The 15,740-nt window shown below is 66.8% G+C and carries 12 protein-coding genes; 6 read left to right on the top strand and 6 right to left on the bottom strand.

Going from position 1 to position 15,740, the window contains the following annotated elements; all coding sequences use genetic code 11:
- Positions 1-252: 252 nt before the first annotated feature.
- Positions 253-852 (bottom strand): CBS domain-containing protein, encoded by a 600-nt coding sequence (locus tag NFW30_RS06030; RefSeq protein WP_295354064.1) that lies wholly within the window; start codon positions 850-852, stop codon positions 253-255.
- Positions 853-1,198: 346 nt separating this feature from the next.
- Between NFW30_RS06030 and secA the strand changes: the two genes are divergently transcribed.
- The gene (gene secA / locus NFW30_RS06025) at positions 1,199-3,916 is read left to right on the top strand and encodes a preprotein translocase subunit SecA (protein ID WP_295354061.1); all 2,718 of its coding nucleotides are present in this window, start codon (positions 1,199-1,201) and stop codon (positions 3,914-3,916) included.
- A 112-nt stretch (positions 3,917-4,028) separates the two neighbouring features.
- A complete protein-coding gene (gene argJ, locus NFW30_RS06020; protein WP_295354058.1) occupies positions 4,029-5,267 on the top strand; it encodes a bifunctional glutamate N-acetyltransferase/amino-acid acetyltransferase ArgJ in 1,239 nt (412 codons plus the stop codon).
- 18 nt (positions 5,268-5,285) lie between these two features.
- Here argJ and apaG read toward each other — a convergent pair whose 3' ends face one another.
- Positions 5,286-5,669 carry a Co2+/Mg2+ efflux protein ApaG gene (gene apaG, locus NFW30_RS06015; protein WP_295354056.1) on the bottom strand — a complete coding sequence of 128 codons (384 nt, stop codon included), beginning with the start codon at positions 5,667-5,669 and terminating at the stop codon, positions 5,286-5,288.
- A 168-nt stretch (positions 5,670-5,837) separates the two neighbouring features.
- Between apaG and rpe the strand changes: the two genes are divergently transcribed.
- The 3 genes from rpe to trpE all read left to right on the top strand — a co-directional run bounded on the left by rpe (position 5,838) and on the right by trpE (position 8,793).
- Positions 5,838-6,527, top strand: a complete 690-nt coding sequence (rpe, locus tag NFW30_RS06010; RefSeq protein WP_295354053.1) for a ribulose-phosphate 3-epimerase — start codon at positions 5,838-5,840, stop codon at positions 6,525-6,527.
- Positions 6,524-7,210 carry a phosphoglycolate phosphatase gene (locus tag NFW30_RS06005; protein WP_363322074.1) on the top strand — a complete coding sequence of 229 codons (687 nt, stop codon included), beginning with the start codon at positions 6,524-6,526 and terminating at the stop codon, positions 7,208-7,210. Before rpe ends, NFW30_RS06005 begins: the two co-directional genes overlap by 4 nt.
- Before the next feature lie 110 nt (positions 7,211-7,320).
- The gene (trpE, locus tag NFW30_RS06000) at positions 7,321-8,793 is read left to right on the top strand and encodes an anthranilate synthase component I (protein ID WP_295354050.1); all 1,473 of its coding nucleotides are present in this window, start codon (positions 7,321-7,323) and stop codon (positions 8,791-8,793) included.
- 39 nt (positions 8,794-8,832) lie between these two features.
- On the opposite strand, the gene NFW30_RS05995 is transcribed toward trpE, so the two are convergent.
- From NFW30_RS05995 to NFW30_RS05980, 4 genes are all read right to left on the bottom strand, one after another.
- Positions 8,833-9,336, bottom strand: a complete 504-nt coding sequence (locus NFW30_RS05995; protein ID WP_295354047.1) for a BCAM0308 family protein — start codon at positions 9,334-9,336, stop codon at positions 8,833-8,835.
- Between the two features lie 199 nt (positions 9,337-9,535).
- Positions 9,536-10,957, bottom strand: a complete 1,422-nt coding sequence (locus NFW30_RS05990) for a saccharopine dehydrogenase C-terminal domain-containing protein (protein WP_295354044.1) — start codon at positions 10,955-10,957, stop codon at positions 9,536-9,538.
- A gap of 91 nt (positions 10,958-11,048) precedes the next feature.
- Entirely contained in the window at positions 11,049-13,448 is a 2,400-nt protein-coding gene (lon, locus tag NFW30_RS05985) for an endopeptidase La (RefSeq protein WP_295354041.1), read from the bottom strand.
- A 14-nt stretch (positions 13,449-13,462) separates the two neighbouring features.
- Positions 13,463-13,864 (bottom strand): Hsp20/alpha crystallin family protein, encoded by a 402-nt coding sequence (locus NFW30_RS05980; protein WP_295354038.1) that lies wholly within the window; start codon positions 13,862-13,864, stop codon positions 13,463-13,465.
- A 1,067-nt stretch (positions 13,865-14,931) separates the two neighbouring features.
- Between NFW30_RS05980 and NFW30_RS05975 the strand changes: the two genes are divergently transcribed.
- Positions 14,932-15,681, top strand: a complete 750-nt coding sequence (locus NFW30_RS05975) for a DUF1828 domain-containing protein (protein WP_295354036.1) — start codon at positions 14,932-14,934, stop codon at positions 15,679-15,681.
- Positions 15,682-15,740 lie beyond the last annotated feature (59 nt).

Genomic DNA, 15,740 nt, shown 5'->3' with positions numbered 1-15,740 from the left:
TGGATAGAGTACTGCCCTCCGAAGGCAGGGGTCGGACGTTCGAATCGTCTCGGGCGTGCCATGCACCCAGACGCCTGGCTCATCCCCGGATGACCGGGCTTGCCGGACTCGGTGCGGATGCGCTAGCGAGCCGGGCCCGTCGGCGCCACCGGCAATCGACTCGTGTGGCCGCGGCAGCGGCATTCATCGGGCCTGCTGGCCGTTGCCCGGCACCGTCCGTCGATCTGCCGCCGCGTCAGGGCGACAGGTTGCTCAATGGCCGAGCGAACTCACGACCTGCGAGAAAGTCTGCGCGATCTCCTCGGATGCCGAGGTGAGGCCGAGTTGCCGGTCGATCTGCGCCAGAGAGAAGACGCCACAGAGCACGTGGTGGTCGTCGTCGTCGTGGTCGACCACCAGGCAGAATGGCGAGCCGAGTTCGCGCAGGGCGGCGAGGACGTTGCCCACCCGCGCCGCGCCGACGTCGCGCAGGTGCATGACCTCGGCATCATCATGCTTGCTCACCATGATGTCACCAACCACCAGCTCGGCTGGTTTGACTCCCATTCGGTGTGCCGCCGCCAGTGGCCGGTGACCCCTCGTTCCGGCTTCGGTGACGATGCCCAGAAGATGTCTCTGCTCGTCGGCCACCAGCAGGTAGTGCGCGTGGCTGAGTGCCATCAGCCTGTTGGCGTCTTCCAGCGAGGTATCCCGGGTCACCGTGACCGGCGGCTGGCGCTGAAAATCGGTCATGACGGCCAGCGCCGGAGAATGGATATCGACGGCCGGGCGGGGAGCGGCTTTCGGGAGGTAGCAGGGGACGCCCCTCTGCAGTCGCGTCCACGCCAGGGGTTTGAAGCGCGTATCGGGCATGTGCGGTTTCCTCCGGCGTCTGTGATTGCACGAGCATTAGAGCACCGATGCTTGCCGACAGGCAAGCCTGCCGCGTTGCCTGCCGCGTGCTGCCGCCGGCGGCCGCCACCGTCCGGCGGCGGCAGGGCGATGAGGCCGAATTGACGGGCGGAATGCGCCAGGCGGAATTGCGTCGGGCGAGTGTTGAAGGTAGTATCGTTGCCGCGCGCCGCATGATGGTCGGGATGCAGTCATCGTGCCGCTCAGGTGGCGCAGTGCGAACGGCACTACCAGTTCCACCGCGGAGGCGAGTCGGCCCCTGGCTCGGGTCCGCCCATCAACTGCAACTTCCTCTACCGTTCCCAGAATGATTTCCGGCTTACTCAAGAAGATTTTCGGCAGCCGCAACGATCGGCTGATCAAGCAGTACATGCAGGTCGTGCGCAGGATCAACTCGCTCGAGGCGGGGGTCGCTGCGCTGTCCGACGGCGCGCTGCGTGACAGGACGGCACACTTCAAGGAACGGGTGGCGAACGGCGAGACGCTGGACGCGTTGCTGCCGGAGGCATTCGCCGTCGTCCGCGAGGCCGGCAAGCGGACCCTCGGCATGCGGCATTTCGATGTCCAGTTGATTGGTGGCATGGTCCTGCACGATGGCAAGATCGCCGAGATGCGCACTGGCGAGGGCAAGACGCTGGTCGCGACGCTGGCTTCCTACCTCAACGCGCTGTCCGGCGAGGGCGTGCACATCGTCACCGTCAACGATTACCTCGCCAATCGGGATGCCGAGTGGATGGGGCGCCTGCACCGCTTCCTTGGCCTCACGGTCGGCGTCAACCTGTCGCAGATGCCGCATGACCAGAAGCAGGCGGCTTACGCCGCCGACATCACCTACGGCACCAACAACGAGTTCGGCTTCGATTATCTGCGCGACAACATGGTGTACTCGGCCGGTGAGCGGGTGCAGCGCAGATTGGCTTTCGCGATCGTCGATGAAGTGGACTCGATCCTCATCGACGAGGCGCGGACGCCGTTGATCATTTCCGGGCAGGCGGAGGACCATACCGACCTCTATGTGCGGATGAACAGGGTGGCGCCGTTGCTCAAGCGCTGCGCCGAGGAGAATGGCCCCGGCGACTACTGGGTGGACGAGAAGGGGCATCAGATCCTGATGACCGAGGAAGGGCACGAACATGCGGAGGAACTGCTCGCCAGTGCCGGGTTGTTGCCCGATGGCCGCAGCCTCTATGACGCCTCCAACATCCTGATGATCCATCACCTCTACGCCGCCCTGCGGGCGCACAACCTCTTTCTGCGCGATCAGCAGTACGTCGTGCAGAACGGCGAGGTGATCATCGTCGATGAGTTCACCGGTCGCCTGATGTCAGGCCGCCGCTGGTCCGACGGGCTGCACCAGGCGGTCGAGGCGAAGGAAGGGGTGCGCATCCAGAACGAGAACCAGACACTGGCCTCGATCACGTTCCAGAACTACTTCCGCATGTACGGCAAGCTCGCCGGGATGACCGGGACGGCCGACACGGAAGCCTATGAATTCCAGCAGATCTATGGCCTGGAGACGGTCGTCATCCCGACCAACCAGCCGATGCGGCGGACCGACAACAACGACCAGGTCTTCCGCACCGCCAAGGAGAAGCACAGCGCGATCATCGCCGACATCCGCGGCTGCCGCGAGCGCGGCCAGCCGGTTCTGGTCGGCACGACGTCGATCGAGAACTCGGAACTGCTGTCGGCGCTGCTCGACCACGAAAAGCTGCCGCACCAGGTGCTCAACGCCAAGCAGCATGCGCGCGAGGCCGAGATCGTTCGCGAGGCAGGCCGACCGGGGATGATCACGATTGCCACGAACATGGCCGGCCGCGGTACCGACATCGTCCTTGGCGGCAGCATCGAGAAGCAGGTGTCCGCGGTGCGTGACGACGAGGCGCTCGGCGAGGCCGAGCGCGAGGCACAGATCGCCACGATCCGCGCGCAGTGGCAGGTGCTGCACGAGCAGGTCGTGGCGGCCGGCGGCCTGCACATCATCGGTTCCGAACGTCACGAGTCAAGGCGCATCGACAACCAGTTGCGTGGTCGTTCCGGCCGCCAGGGGGATCCCGGCTCGTCGCGCTTCTACCTCGCCCTCGATGATTCGTTGCTGCGCATCTTTGCCGGCGAACGCCTGAAGGCGATCATGGAGCGCCTGAAGATGCCGGAAGGCGAGCCGATCGAGCATCCGCTCGTCTCGCGTTCGCTGGAATCGGCGCAGCGCAAGGTCGAGGCGCGCAACTTCGACATCCGCAAGCAGCTGCTCGAGTACGACGACGTCGCCAACGACCAGCGCAAGGTGATCTACTCGCAGCGCAACGAGTTGCTCGAGACCGAGGACATCACGGAAACCATCACCGCCATGCGCGAAGGCGTGTTGCACGACACTTTCCGTCTTCACGTGCCGGCCGACACGGTCGAGGAACAGTGGGATCTGCCGGGACTCGAGAAGGCGCTCGCTGCCGATCTGCAGATCGTCCTGCCGGTGGGCGAGTGGGCGCGCAATGAACCGAACCTGCGTGATGAAGACATCCTGCGGCGGATCGTCGATGCGGCGGCGGCCACCTATGCTGCGAAGATCGATCTGGTGGGGGCCGAAATGTTCCACCAGTTCGAGCGCAACGTCATGCTGCAGAGCCTCGACACGCACTGGCGGGAGCATCTGGCGGCGCTCGATCATCTGCGTCAGGGCATCCACCTGCGCGGCTATGCCCAGAAGAACCCGAAACAGGAATACAAGCGCGAAGCCTTCGAGCTCTTCCAGCGCATGCTCGACAGCGTTCGCGCCGACGTCACGCGGCTGCTGGTGACGGTGCAGGTGCGGGCGCAGGATGTCGAGGAAACGGCGCCACATGCCGAGGTGCAGAATGTCCGCTACCACCATGCGGATTATGACGAAGCGCTCGGCCAGGCTGCCGCGGCAACGGGTGCAGCGCCTGCCGCCAGGCCAGCGACGGCGGCGCACAAGGTCGGGCGCAACGAACCATGCCCCTGCGGCTCGGGCAAGAAATACAAGTACTGCCATGGCAAGCTGTCCTAGTTCCTGCCCCGGCTGATCCGCAGCATCGGAGCAGCGGCGCTGGCCACCAGCCGCGGTCGCTGGCGCCGGGCCCCGTGTCTGCCGCCGGTTCGCCTTCGCCAGCGAGGTCTTCATGCCCGTCAACTACCGTACTCCTGCCGCCGCCGAGCTGTTGCCGGTGGCTGGCGTTCGCCTCGGTGTCGCCGCAGCGGGAATCCGCAAGCCGGATCGCCGCGACCTGGCCGTTCTGGCTTTCGACAGCGGAACCCGGGTCGCCGGCGTGTTCACCGCCAACCGCTTCTGCGCGGCACCGGTGCAGGTCTGCCGCAGGCATCTCGCGCTTGGCAGCGACATCCGTGCGCTGGTGATCAATACCGGCGTTGCCAACGCCGGCACCGGCGAAGCCGGCTGGCAGGTGGCGACGGCGACCTGCGCCGCCCTTGGCAGCCTGCTGGCGATCGCCGACCGGCAGGTGCTGCCCTTTTCGACGGGAGTGATCCTCGAACCGCTGCCGCTGGATCGCCTGCTCGCCGGCCTGCCGGCATGCATCGCGGACCTGCGGGCGGACAACTGGCACGCGGCGGCGCACGCCATCATGACCACCGACACGGTTGCCAAGGCGGCATCGCGGCGCGTCGAGGTCGCAGGCAGGGCGGTCACCGTCACCGGCATCAGCAAGGGGGCGGGCATGATCCGGCCGAACATGGCGACGATGCTGGCCTTCGTCGCCACCGATGCCGGCATCGCCAGCCCGCTGTTGCAGGATCTGCTGCGCGAAGCCGCCGATGAATCGTTCAACGGCATCACCGTCGATGGCGATACCTCGACCAACGATTCCTTCATCCTCGCCGCCACCGGCCAGGCAGGGGTCGAGGTCAGCGCGCCGACGGACCCGGGCTACCAGCTCTTGCGGCAGGCGGTGATTGCCGTCGCCAGCGAGCTCGCGCAGGCCATCGTCCGTGACGGCGAGGGGGCGAGCAAGTTCATCCGCATCGCCGTCGAAGGTGGCCGTGACCGCGGCGAATGCCGAACCGTCGGCTACGCCATCGGCCACTCGCCGTTGGTGAAGACGGCGTTCTTTGCCGCCGATCCCAACCTCGGCCGCATCCTGGCAGCGATCGGCTACGCTGCGCTCGACGAACTCGACGTCGGGCGTGTGCGTGTCTGGTTGGGCAGTGGCGGGCGCGAAATCCTGGTGGCGGAGAACGGCGGCCGGGCGGATTGCTATCGCGAGGAGGACGGCGCGGCGATCATGCGGGAGGCCGAGATCAGCGTCCGCGTGGCGCTTGGCCGGGGCGACGCCGATGCGACCGTATACACCTGCGACCTCTCCTACGAGTACGTCCGCATCAACGCCGACTACCGCAGCTAGGGCAGACTGAACGACCGCTCAGTGCAGGACGTGCGGTACCGCGAGCGTGAAAACCGGGATCTCCGCCTCGAACTGCTGCCCGTCGACAGCGGTGAACTGGTAACTGCCACGCATCGTGCCCACCGGTGTGTCGAGCTGGCAGCCACTGGTGTAGGCGAACTTCTCTCCCGGCTGCAGGAGTGGCTGCCGGCCAACCACCCCGAGTCCCCGTACCTCCTGCACCTCGCCGGTGGCATCGGTGATCACCCAGTGCCGCGAAACGAGTTGCGCGGCCACCGTGCCGACATTCTCGATGCTGATCGTGTAGGCGAAGACGTAGTGGTCGCGCGCGGGATCCGACTGTTCGGCAATGTACTGCGGCAGAGCGCTGACGGCGATCTCATATTTTTTGCTTGCGGCCATTCTTGCCCCGTGGCGGATCGATCGGAACCGGCATTGCACACCAAACTCGCGACGCTGACAAGTCCGTCAGGCAGCCCGCCAGGCAGCCGGCGACTGAGCGAACGCTTGCTCTAAGCCAGGCGCGCTTTTCGCGCTAGAATCAAGGCCCATATCGCGAAGGCTCCCGTCATGTACGTCATCGCTCCAAGCATCCTCTCCGCCAGCTTTGCGCGGCTCGGCGAGGAGGTCGTCAACGTCATTGCCGCCGGCGCAGACTGGATTCATTTCGACGTGATGGACAACCATTACGTGCCCAACCTGACCATCGGTCCACTCGTCTGCGAGGCGATCCGGCCATTGATCACGGCGCCGATCGATGTCCACCTGATGGTCAGGCCCGTCGACCGCATCGTTCCCGATTTTGCCCGGTCGGGTGCCAACGTGATCAGCTTCCATCCCGAAGCCTCCGAACACGTCGACCGGACACTGGCGCTGATTCGCGAGAATGGCTGCCAGGCGGGATTGGTGTTCAATCCGGCGACGCCGCTTGCCCACCTCGACCACGTCATGGATCGACTCGACCTGATCCTGCTGATGAGCGTCAACCCGGGCTTCGGCGGGCAGACGTTCATTCCGTCGACGCTGCCCAAGATCGCCGCCGTGCGTGCCCGCATCGATGCCTACGAGCGCGAGCGGGGCCGGCGGATCCGGCTCGAGGTCGATGGCGGCGTCAAGGTCGACAACATCGCCGAGATCGCGCGCGCCGGCGCCGATACCTTCGTCGCTGGTTCGGCCGTCTACGGTGCCGCCAGGGAAGGCGACCCGAATCGCTACGACAGCGTCCTCGCCGCCCTGCGCGCACGACTGGCGGCGGCATGATGCCCCCGCCGCTTGCCGTACGTGCCGTACTCATCGATCTCGACGGTACGCTGCTCGATACGGTCCTCGATCTGCATGCCGCGGCCAACGCCATGCTGGCCGACCTGGGCCGACCCGGGATCGCCGTCGAGTCGATCCGCAGCTACGTCGGTCGTGGCATTGCCAATCTCGTCAAGCGCGTGCTGGCCGGGTCGATGGCGGCCGCCGACGATGGCACACCACCGCCCGCCGACGCGCTGGCCAGCTTCAAGCGGCACTACAGCGTCGAGAATGGCCGCAATGCCGCGCTCTTTCCGGGCGTCGGCGAGGGTCTCGATGCGCTCAGGGCCCTTGGCTTGCCGCTCGGCGTCATTACCAACAAGGCCGAGGTCTTCGCCCTGCCCCTGTTGCAGCGCACGGGCCTGCATCCCTATTTCGACGTCATCGTCAGCGGCGACGTCCTGCCGCGGCCGAAGCCCGATCCGATGCCGCTGCTGTGGGCCAGTGGCCGCCTCGCCGTGTCGCCGGTCGACGTGCTGATGATCGGCGATTCGGTGCACGATTTTCATGCCGGACGGGCAGCCGGCTGCCATGTCTTCCTCGTCCCCTATGGCTACAACGAGGGGCGCGACGTTCATGAGCTGCCTTGTGATGGTATAGTCGCAAGCCTCGCCGAGGCGGCGCAGCGCCTGGTCCACGCCTGAGCAGCCCGCCGCGACGTCGAGCGGCGGCCGCGTGCGACGGGTTGCCGGGCAACATGCGAACACCGGCAGGAAGCACGTCCGTCGCCGGCGTGTATCCTCGTGGAGTTCCGATGACCGAAGCCTATTTCAATCGCCTTGCTGCTGAGGGCTACAACCGCATCCCGGTGACGCTCGAGACCTTTGCCGATCTCGACACGCCACTGTCGATCTACCTCAAGCTGGGCAATGCACCGTACAGCTACCTGCTCGAATCGGTGCAGGGTGGCGAGCGCTTTGGCCGTTACTCGATCATCGGCCTCGCCAGTCCGACGCGCATCGTCGTCAACGCGCATCAGGTGCTGGTCCTCAACGGCAACCGGATCGCCGAGCGTGAAGACGACACCAACCCGCTCGAGTTCATCGGCAAGTACATGCGGCGTTTTCGCGCCGCGCCGACCACCGGCCTGCCGCGCTTCTGCGGTGGGCTGGTCGGCTGTTTCGGCTACGACACCGTGCGCTACATCGAGACGCGGCTGACCCGCTCGCAGAAGTCCGACGAGCTGGGGATTCCCGACATCCTCCTCCTCCTGTCCGAGGAGATTGCCGTGGTCGACAACCTGTCCGGCAAGCTGACGCTGGTCGTCTACGCCGAGCCGGGCGTTCCGGCGGCGTACCAGAAGGCACAGGCGCGCCTGCGCGAACTGCTCCTCCGGCTGCGCGAGCCGGTCGCCATTCCACCGGAGACGCCGCAGTCCTCGCCGCCGGCAGCGTCACTGTTCGGTGAGGCCCAGTTCAGGCGGGCAGTCGTCAAGGCCAAGAGCTACATCACCGAGGGCGACATCATGCAGGTCGTCCTGTCGCAGCGCATGAGCAAGCCCTTCGCCGCCAGCCCGATGGCGCTCTACCGCTCGCTGCGCTCGCTCAATCCGTCGCCCTACATGTTCTACTTCGACTTCGAGGATTTCCATGTCGTCGGCGCCTCACCGGAAATCCTCGTACGCCTCGAGGGGGACACGGTCACCGTGCGGCCGATTGCCGGAACGCGCAGGCGTGGCGTCTCCTTCGAGGAGGACCAGGCGCTCGCCGCCGAGCTGCTCGCCGACGAGAAGGAGAGGGCCGAGCATGTGCAGCTTCTCGACCTGGGCCGCAACGACGCCGGCCGTGTCGCCCGCGTCGGAACGATCCGGCTCACCGAGAACATGATCGTCGAGCGCTACTCGCACGTGATGCACATCGTCTCCAATGTCGAAGCCCGACTGCAGCCGGGCCTCGACGCCCTCGACGTGCTGCGTGCGACCTTTCCCGCCGGTACCGTTTCCGGCGCGCCGAAGGTGCGCGCGATGGAGATCATCGACGAACTCGAGCCGGTCAAGCGTGGCATCTATGCCGGCGCCGTCGGCTACCTCGGATTCAACGGCGACATGGACCTGGCGATCGCCATCCGCACCGCCATCGTCAAGGACGGCCACCTGCACGTGCAGGCCGGAGCGGGAATCGTCGCCGATTCCGATCCGGCGGCCGAGTGGCAGGAAACGCAGAACAAGGCACGCGCGGTCCTGCGCGCTGCCGAGCTGGCGGAGCACGGTCTCGACACCCGCTTCTGAGCGCCGATGCGGTCGCCGCGGCCGTCGCCCGGCTGCCGTTCAACGCGACCAATGGACGTGCAGGCGGAGTTCCTGCGGGTTGTAGTGGAACTCGAGGGTACCCTGGTAGGCGTGATGGACCGCTTCCCCGATGGCGCGCGCGAGGTGAATGTCGGTGGTGCTGAGCTTCAGCTCTTCCTCGCGGTCCTCGAAAGCCATCACCCGTTTCAGGGGGTGCTCGGCGCGTTGCCGCTCCGCCTCGTTGCGCACCAGGTGGACGATGTCGTCGTGATGTGCCTGCAGGAACTCGCCGTCGAGGACGACGCAGCCCGCCGGACAGTGGTCGTGGACGCGGTGGCACGCCGGGCAGCGGACGCGGTGCGCGTCGGCCGGCGCGGCAATGCCCCATTGCCAGCGCCCGTGGCTGAATACCGCATGGCAGTCCGGGCAGATCGTCGGCTCGGCGAGCTTCCCCTTGCTGCGGTAACTGTCGTGCATCTCTTCCTGCAGCAAGCGGTCTCGGCGGACCTGCTGAAAACCGGCGGGAATGGACTTGCTGCTCATGATCGACCTCCTTGTCGATGGGCCGGCCACCACCCTTCGTGGCAGCCGGCACCGCGTCTTCGGCGGCGGCAACCGCCGCCCTTCGGCTGGCGGCCCGGGTTGCCCTCGTCCTGCTTTAAGGATAGATCGTGCGGCTGCGTTTGCCAGTGCAAATACCTCGCGCCGACAGGGAAACGTGCTTGCCGCCGGGCGCAGCCCGCTACGTCACGCGGACGTTGCTGAATTGCCAGGGATCCGACTCGTCGAGTTCCTCCGGGAACAGACGGCCGCGCCCATGCAGTGGTGTCCACCCGGTGTAGGCACCGATCACCCGGCCGAGGTAGGGCATGCAGACCTGCAGCACCCTCTCGAAGTCCATCTCGTCCGGCTCGACGATCCCGCGGGCGGGATTCTCGATCGCCCAGACCATCGCCGCGAGTGCTGCCGCGCAGACCTGCAGGGTGGTGGCGCTGTTGTGCGGCGCGAGGCGCCGCGCTTCATCGATGGTGAGTTGCGAGCCGAACCAGTAGGCGTTGCGTGCGTGCCCGGCGAGCAGCACGCCGAGTTCGTCGATGCCGCCTGGCACGATGTCGTCGAGGAGGATGCGTTTGCGTTCCGGACAGCGGTAATTGCGCGCCGCGAAATCGTGCAGCGACAGCAGCGCGTCATCGCATGGCTGATAGGCGTAGTGCACGGTCGGCCGGTAGCTCGGTGCCTCGCCGCGGCCGACGCTCAGGTAGTCGGCGATCGAGATCGATTCGCCGTGCGTGATGGCGAAGCCGTGGAACGGACCGCCAGCCGGTGTCCAGCTGCGCACACGCGTCGCACACCCCGGGCGCCGCAGATAGATGGCTGCCTGCGAGCCGCTGCCATGCCGGCAACCATCCTCCGGCAGGCGGCGCTCGTGCGAGCCCCAGCCGATCTCGCACGGCTGCTGCGCCTCGCTGATGAAGCCATCGACCGACCAGGTGTTGACGAACTCGCCCGCCTGCCGGCGCAGCGTGGAGACCTGCGTGTCGCGCTCGGCGACGTGGATCGTCCGCACGTCGAGGCGGCGGGCAAGCTCTGCCCAGTCTGCACGCTGGCGCGGTGTGGAAACGGCCAGACCGGTTTCGACGGCGAGGTCGAGCAGCGCGCGCTTGACGAAATGCGAGACCAGGCCCGGGTTGGCGCCGTGCGTCAGCACCGCCGTCGGCTGTTGCCGCGAGTCGCTGCGCAGCGCCAGCGCCTGTTCGCGCAGCGCGTAGTTGGTGCGCGCGGCGAGCGCCAGCGTCGGGTCGTCGTAGCCCCCGCGCCAGGGTTCGATCGACGTGTCGAGGTAGAGGGCACCGCGGCTGCGGGCGTAGCCGATCAACGCCAGCGACGAGACATCGACGGCGACGTTGATCAGGAAATCGCCACGGCCAAGCAGTGGATCGAGGATCTGGCGGTAGTCCTGCGGGCGCAGGACGTGCGTCAGCAGTCGGACCCCGGCCTGTTCGGCGACGGCACCGCCGGCCGCGTCGGCGGCGACGACGGTGATCCTCGCCGGGTCGACGCCGATGTGGCGCAGGATGAGCGGCAGCAGACCCTGACCGATGCAGCCGAAACCGACGAGGACCAGACGGCCGGGAAAGTCGAGGTGGCGCCCGTGCCCGCTCATGGCGCAGCGCCATCTGGCTCAGGAGCGGGCGCTGGCGGCGCCGCGTGGCCGGCGGCGGGCGGCAGGCACCCCGTGCGGTCGCGCATCGCGGTCATTGCCCTTCGCCGGCCGTGGCCACCGCTTCCCCGCTGCGGAGGGCATTTGCCAGGGCGTCGTCGACGCTGTCGAGAAAGACGAACGCCAGTTTCTCCCGCGCCTCGGCGGGGACTTCGTCGAGATCGCGACGGTTTCGCGCCGGCAGCAGGACGCGCCCGATGCCGGCGCGCATCGCCGCCAGCACCTTGTCCTTGATGCCGCCGACCGGCAGTACGAGTCCGCGCAGGCTGATCTCGCCGGTCATCGCGGTATCGTTGCGCACCGGCTGCTCGACGAACAGCGATGCGAGCGCAACGAAGATCGCCACACCGGCGCTCGGGCCGTCCTTCGGGATCGCTCCCGCGGGCACGTGCACATGCACGTCGCTCTTCTCGAAGCGGCCGGCGTCGATGCCGAGGCTGGCGGCATGCGTCTTCACCAGCGTCAGTGCCGCCTGCGCCGATTCCTTCATCACCTCGCCGAGTTGCCCGGTGAGGATCAGCCTGCCGTCGCCAATCGTCCGGCTGGCCTCGACGAACAGGATGTCACCACCGACCGGCGTCCAGGCCAGTCCGGTGGCGACACCGGCCAGCCCGGTACGCAGGGCGACCTCGTTGTCGTAGCGGCCGGCGCCGAGGATGCCGGCGAGATCGGCTTCGCCGACCTGCATGCCGGTGCGCTGGCCTTCGGCGATCTCCACCGCGACACGGCGGCAGACCGCACCGATCTCGCGTTCGAGTGAACGCACGCCCGCTTCACGCGTGTAATCACGGATGATCGCCTGCAGCGCCGCCGGCGCGAACTCGAGCTGTCCGGCGCGCAGGCCGTTCTGCGCCATCTGCCTGCCGACCAGGTAGCGGCGGGCGATTTCGAGCTTTTCCTCGTGCGTGTAGCCGGGTAGCTGGATGATCTCCATGCGGTCGCGCAGCGGCCCAGGGATGTTGTCGAGGACGTTGGCCGTGGTGATGAAGAGCATGCGCGACAGGTCGAAGGGCAGCGCCAGGTAGTTGTCGCGGAAGCTGTCGTTCTGCTCCGGGTCGAGCACTTCCAGCAGCGCCGCCGAGGGGTCGCCCTGGAAGCTGGTGCCGAGCTTGTCGATCTCGTCGAGCATCATCACGCAGCCGCGCGAGCCGGCCTTGCGGATCGCCTGGATGATGTTGCCCGGCAGGGCACCGATGTACGTTCGCCGATGGCCCCGGATTTCGGCCTCGTCGTGGCAGCCGCCGAGCGAGGCGCGGACGAACTTGCGGCCGAGTGCGCGCGCGATCGACTGCCCGAGTGAAGTCTTGCCGACGCCGGGCGGCCCGACGAAGCAGAGAATCGGCCCGTGTCCACCCGGATTGAGCTTGCGCACTGCGAGGAACTCGACGATTCGCTTCTTCACCTGGGTGAGGCCGAAGTGGTCGGCATCGAGGATCCGGCGCGCTTCGGCGATCTCGATGCTGTCCGGCGCCGGCTCCCGCCAGGGCAGCTCGATCAGCCAGTCGAGGTAGGCACGGACCATCGAGTACTCGGCCGAAGCGTCGGTCATCCGTTCCAGGCGCCGGAGTTCCTTGCTCGCCTGCGCCGCCACCTCCTCGGGCATCGCGGCCTCGGCGATCGCCTTGCGCAGGGACTCGATCTCGACGCTGTTGCTGCCGTCGCCCTCGCCCAGTTCCTTCTGGATCGACTTCATCTGTTCGCGCAGCAGGTATTCGCGCTGGCGCTGGTCGATGCTCGCCTTGGTCCGCTCGTCAACTTCGCGCGACAGCCGCAGCACCTCCAGCCGGCCGAGCAGGCAGGCGAGCACGACATCGAGCCTCTGCGTCAGATCGACCGTCTCGAGCACCAGCTGGCGATCCGTCAGCTTGAGTTCGCTGACGCCGGCGACCAGATCGGCGAGTGCGCCGGGCTGGCTGATGCTCTTCACCGCGCCGACCAGTTCCTGTGAAACCTGCGGCAGGTACTGCAGCAGTTCGAGCGCGCGTTCGCGGACGCGGATCATTCTCGCCTCGATCTGGCTGTCGCTCGTCTCGGGTTCGTCGATCCGCTCCGGGTGCGTCACCGGGAACGGGTAGCCGGGCAGGAAGCCGCTGACGCGAAAGCGCTGCAGCCCCTGGCAGACGATGACGTGGGTGTTGTCGGGGAGGGTGACGTAGCGCAGGATGTTGGCAATCGTGCCGACCGGGCACAGATCCTGCTGAGCGGGCTGCTCGACCTCGGCGTCCCGCTGCAGCAGGATGCCGACAGGCCGATCGGTCTTGGCCGCCTGCTGCGCGGCGAGGATCGAGGGCTCGCGACCGATCGTCAGCGGCAGGATCATGCCGGGGAAGAGGACGGTATTGCGGATCGGCACGATGATCAGTGCGTTTTCCGGTACCACCAGCAGGCTGCCGCCCCGCTGCTCGCTCCTGTCGTCACCCCGCTCGCCGCGCATGCGCTTGCCGCCTCTCAGAAGGGGTGCAGGACGAGCATCAGGCAGCCGTCCGCGATGAAACGCTCGTGCAGGCGGTAACGTCCCGCCGGCAGGGGGATGCGGCGTTCGAAGCGGCCGTAGGGAATCTCGAGGCGGTGAATCGCCGCCCGGCTGAGCCGCGCCGGCATCGGCCTTTCGCCGCGCACCAGCAGGCCATCGTCGTCGAGCGCCACTTCGACCTGCCGTGGGCTGACCCCGGGCAGCGCGACCAGCAGCCGCAGCTCGTCATCGTTCTGGTAGACATCGACCGCCGGCTCCCAGCACGGTACCGGCTGCGGGCCATCGAGCGTGAAGAAACGGCGCTGCAACTGCTCGCCTCCCTGCAGGAGTTCAAGAGTCTCCGCCCACATCCAGAAGCTTCGCTCGCGCGATCTCATGTGCCACCTTTCCTCTCCGGAGCCGGTGCCCACTCCCCATGTTCCCCTGCAGTATAGCGGCAGACGGCGACTGTGAACCGGCTGGCCTGACTCGTAACATGGGCCTTGCAACCCATTCTCTGCAGGGCTGCCCGGCTGCGGCGAAAGTGAGCCTCTCGCACAGGGGGCCAGACAGTCTTCGGAGATCCTGTCACTCGTCGACAGCCTCTGCGCGGACCCCGCCCCAGCCGTGCATCCCGCGCGCTCTCGCCGCCAGCCCCCCGCGATCTGACTGCCTCAGTGGCAAGAAGCGGTGCTTCCGGCAAACGGATCCGATTCGGCAGGGCCATGCGTCAGCGCGGAGCGACGTCGTAGCGGCTTTCCAGTACCTCGTCACGCGTGTAAACTCGGCCGGTCAGTCGGGAGGACAAAGATGGCAGGCCGCACCCGCAGCGACACATGCACCACCGATGCGGACCGGGACCACGCCCTGCAAGACGCCCTGACGGCGTATCGCACCGCCTGGCGGGCGAAGGTGGGCGAGGTGAATGCCGCCATTGCCGCCAGTGCGGAGAGGCAACGAGGACATGCGGGTGCACAGCCTGGCGGGAGGGTACTGATGAACCGGCGAGAATTTGGCCAGCTCAAGGCGGCGGGCGGGCTCCGCCTGACCCATTGTGAGTTCAAGGAATCGCGCAAGGCCAGGCTGCCGAAGCACATGGCGCGAGTGCGGCGCCAGCGGGTGTTTGCCACGGACTTGATCGAGATTGGGCAAGGCCTCTCCGTGGTCTTTCTTTGGCGTTCCGGTGATTGCCTGGAGAAGCGCGCCCTCTACGCCTATGCCTTCCGTGACCATCCCGACGGGCTGGAGCCGCTGTTGCGCATGGATTACCACCCCAGCCACAAAGGACTGCATGTGAAGTTCAACTGTGAGAATGCGGTGGAACTGGTCAACCGCGATGTGGTGCAGGGCAGGGAATTCGGTCTGGGAACCGCCGGTACGATCCTGATGATGAACTCGACCGGGCGCGCTTCGTCGAAGAGTTTTGCCGGCGTATCGCGGTTCCGCTTGGGCAAGGAGACCTGCTGTGAAACTGGACATTTGCCGCGATTTCGAGGTGCGCGAAACCGCCACGGGGATCCTTGTCGTTACCGCTCTGCAGTACGACGATGGCGATCGGGTCGTCGTCTTCGCCGATGGCCAGGAGGGCGATGGCTGGCGGGTTCACGACAACGGCGACGCCGCCTTCCGGTTGCGGCTCGACAACATCGACATCGATGGGGAGCGTATCCAGCGTTGGCTGGCCGAACGCCGCGGCCGGGTTGGGTGGAACGAGGCGGAAGAAGAGTTCGAGTTGTCCGTGGCCGACGCGCGGCATCTTGTGCCTGCCGCGTTCAAGGTTGCCCAAGCGGCATTGCAGTTGCAGAGCTTTTCCGCCTTGCGTGCCACACGATCGGAGTCGTCATTCAAGAGCGAAGTGCTCGAACTGCTCAAATCCGTGCAACGGGACACGGGCGTGCCGGCTGACTATGACATGGCCGTGGATGCACGCGGCTTGTTGGTGGCGGATTGCGTCTTCCGGCCCGGCGGCGCCGACTTGGCCTTCTTCATCGCCAACACTAGGGAACGTTTGCTGGAGGCGGAACTGAGCTATCTTGCGCTGAAGCAGGACAAACGCACTACGCGGGTCATCGCGGTGGTCGAGGGCATCGCCGCCGTCGGCCAGAAGCAGTACGCGCGAGCCGAGTTCTTTTCGACAAAGCTGTTCCCGTTCCGCGACTTCGAGGCCCCGCTCCGTAGCTGGGCTCGTGAGGCCGTGACCGGGGTCATGCAATGAGCTTCCCGCCGGCGTCTGGTCAACAGGCAAGGGCTTGAAGCAAATGGCGCGCGCCAAGC

The organism is Accumulibacter sp., assembly GCF_023806635.1.
In the GTDB taxonomy this organism is placed as follows: Bacteria; Pseudomonadota; Gammaproteobacteria; order Burkholderiales; family Rhodocyclaceae; genus Accumulibacter.
The sequence above is the reverse complement of the archived record's forward strand: the minus strand, read 5'-3'. Positions and strand labels throughout refer to the sequence as shown.

What these genes read in the sequence shown, in the direction of transcription:
- NFW30_RS06030 (WP_295354064.1), bottom strand. Translation starts at nt 852, where the DNA reads ATGCCCGATACGCGCTTCAAACCCCTGGCGTGGACGCGACTGCAGAGG.
- secA (WP_295354061.1), top strand. Translation starts at nt 1,199, where the DNA reads ATGATTTCCGGCTTACTCAAGAAGATTTTCGGCAGCCGCAACGATCGG.
- argJ (WP_295354058.1), top strand. Translation starts at nt 4,029, where the DNA reads ATGCCCGTCAACTACCGTACTCCTGCCGCCGCCGAGCTGTTGCCGGTG.
- apaG (WP_295354056.1), bottom strand. Translation starts at nt 5,669, where the DNA reads ATGGCCGCAAGCAAAAAATATGAGATCGCCGTCAGCGCTCTGCCGCAG.
- rpe (WP_295354053.1), top strand. Translation starts at nt 5,838, where the DNA reads ATGTACGTCATCGCTCCAAGCATCCTCTCCGCCAGCTTTGCGCGGCTC.
- NFW30_RS06005 (WP_363322074.1), top strand. Translation starts at nt 6,524, where the DNA reads ATGATGCCCCCGCCGCTTGCCGTACGTGCCGTACTCATCGATCTCGAC.
- trpE (WP_295354050.1), top strand. Translation starts at nt 7,321, where the DNA reads ATGACCGAAGCCTATTTCAATCGCCTTGCTGCTGAGGGCTACAACCGC.
- NFW30_RS05995 (WP_295354047.1), bottom strand. Translation starts at nt 9,336, where the DNA reads ATGAGCAGCAAGTCCATTCCCGCCGGTTTTCAGCAGGTCCGCCGAGAC.
- NFW30_RS05990 (WP_295354044.1), bottom strand. Translation starts at nt 10,957, where the DNA reads ATGAGCGGGCACGGGCGCCACCTCGACTTTCCCGGCCGTCTGGTCCTC.
- lon (WP_295354041.1), bottom strand. Translation starts at nt 13,448, where the DNA reads ATGCGCGGCGAGCGGGGTGACGACAGGAGCGAGCAGCGGGGCGGCAGC.
- NFW30_RS05980 (WP_295354038.1), bottom strand. Translation starts at nt 13,864, where the DNA reads ATGAGATCGCGCGAGCGAAGCTTCTGGATGTGGGCGGAGACTCTTGAA.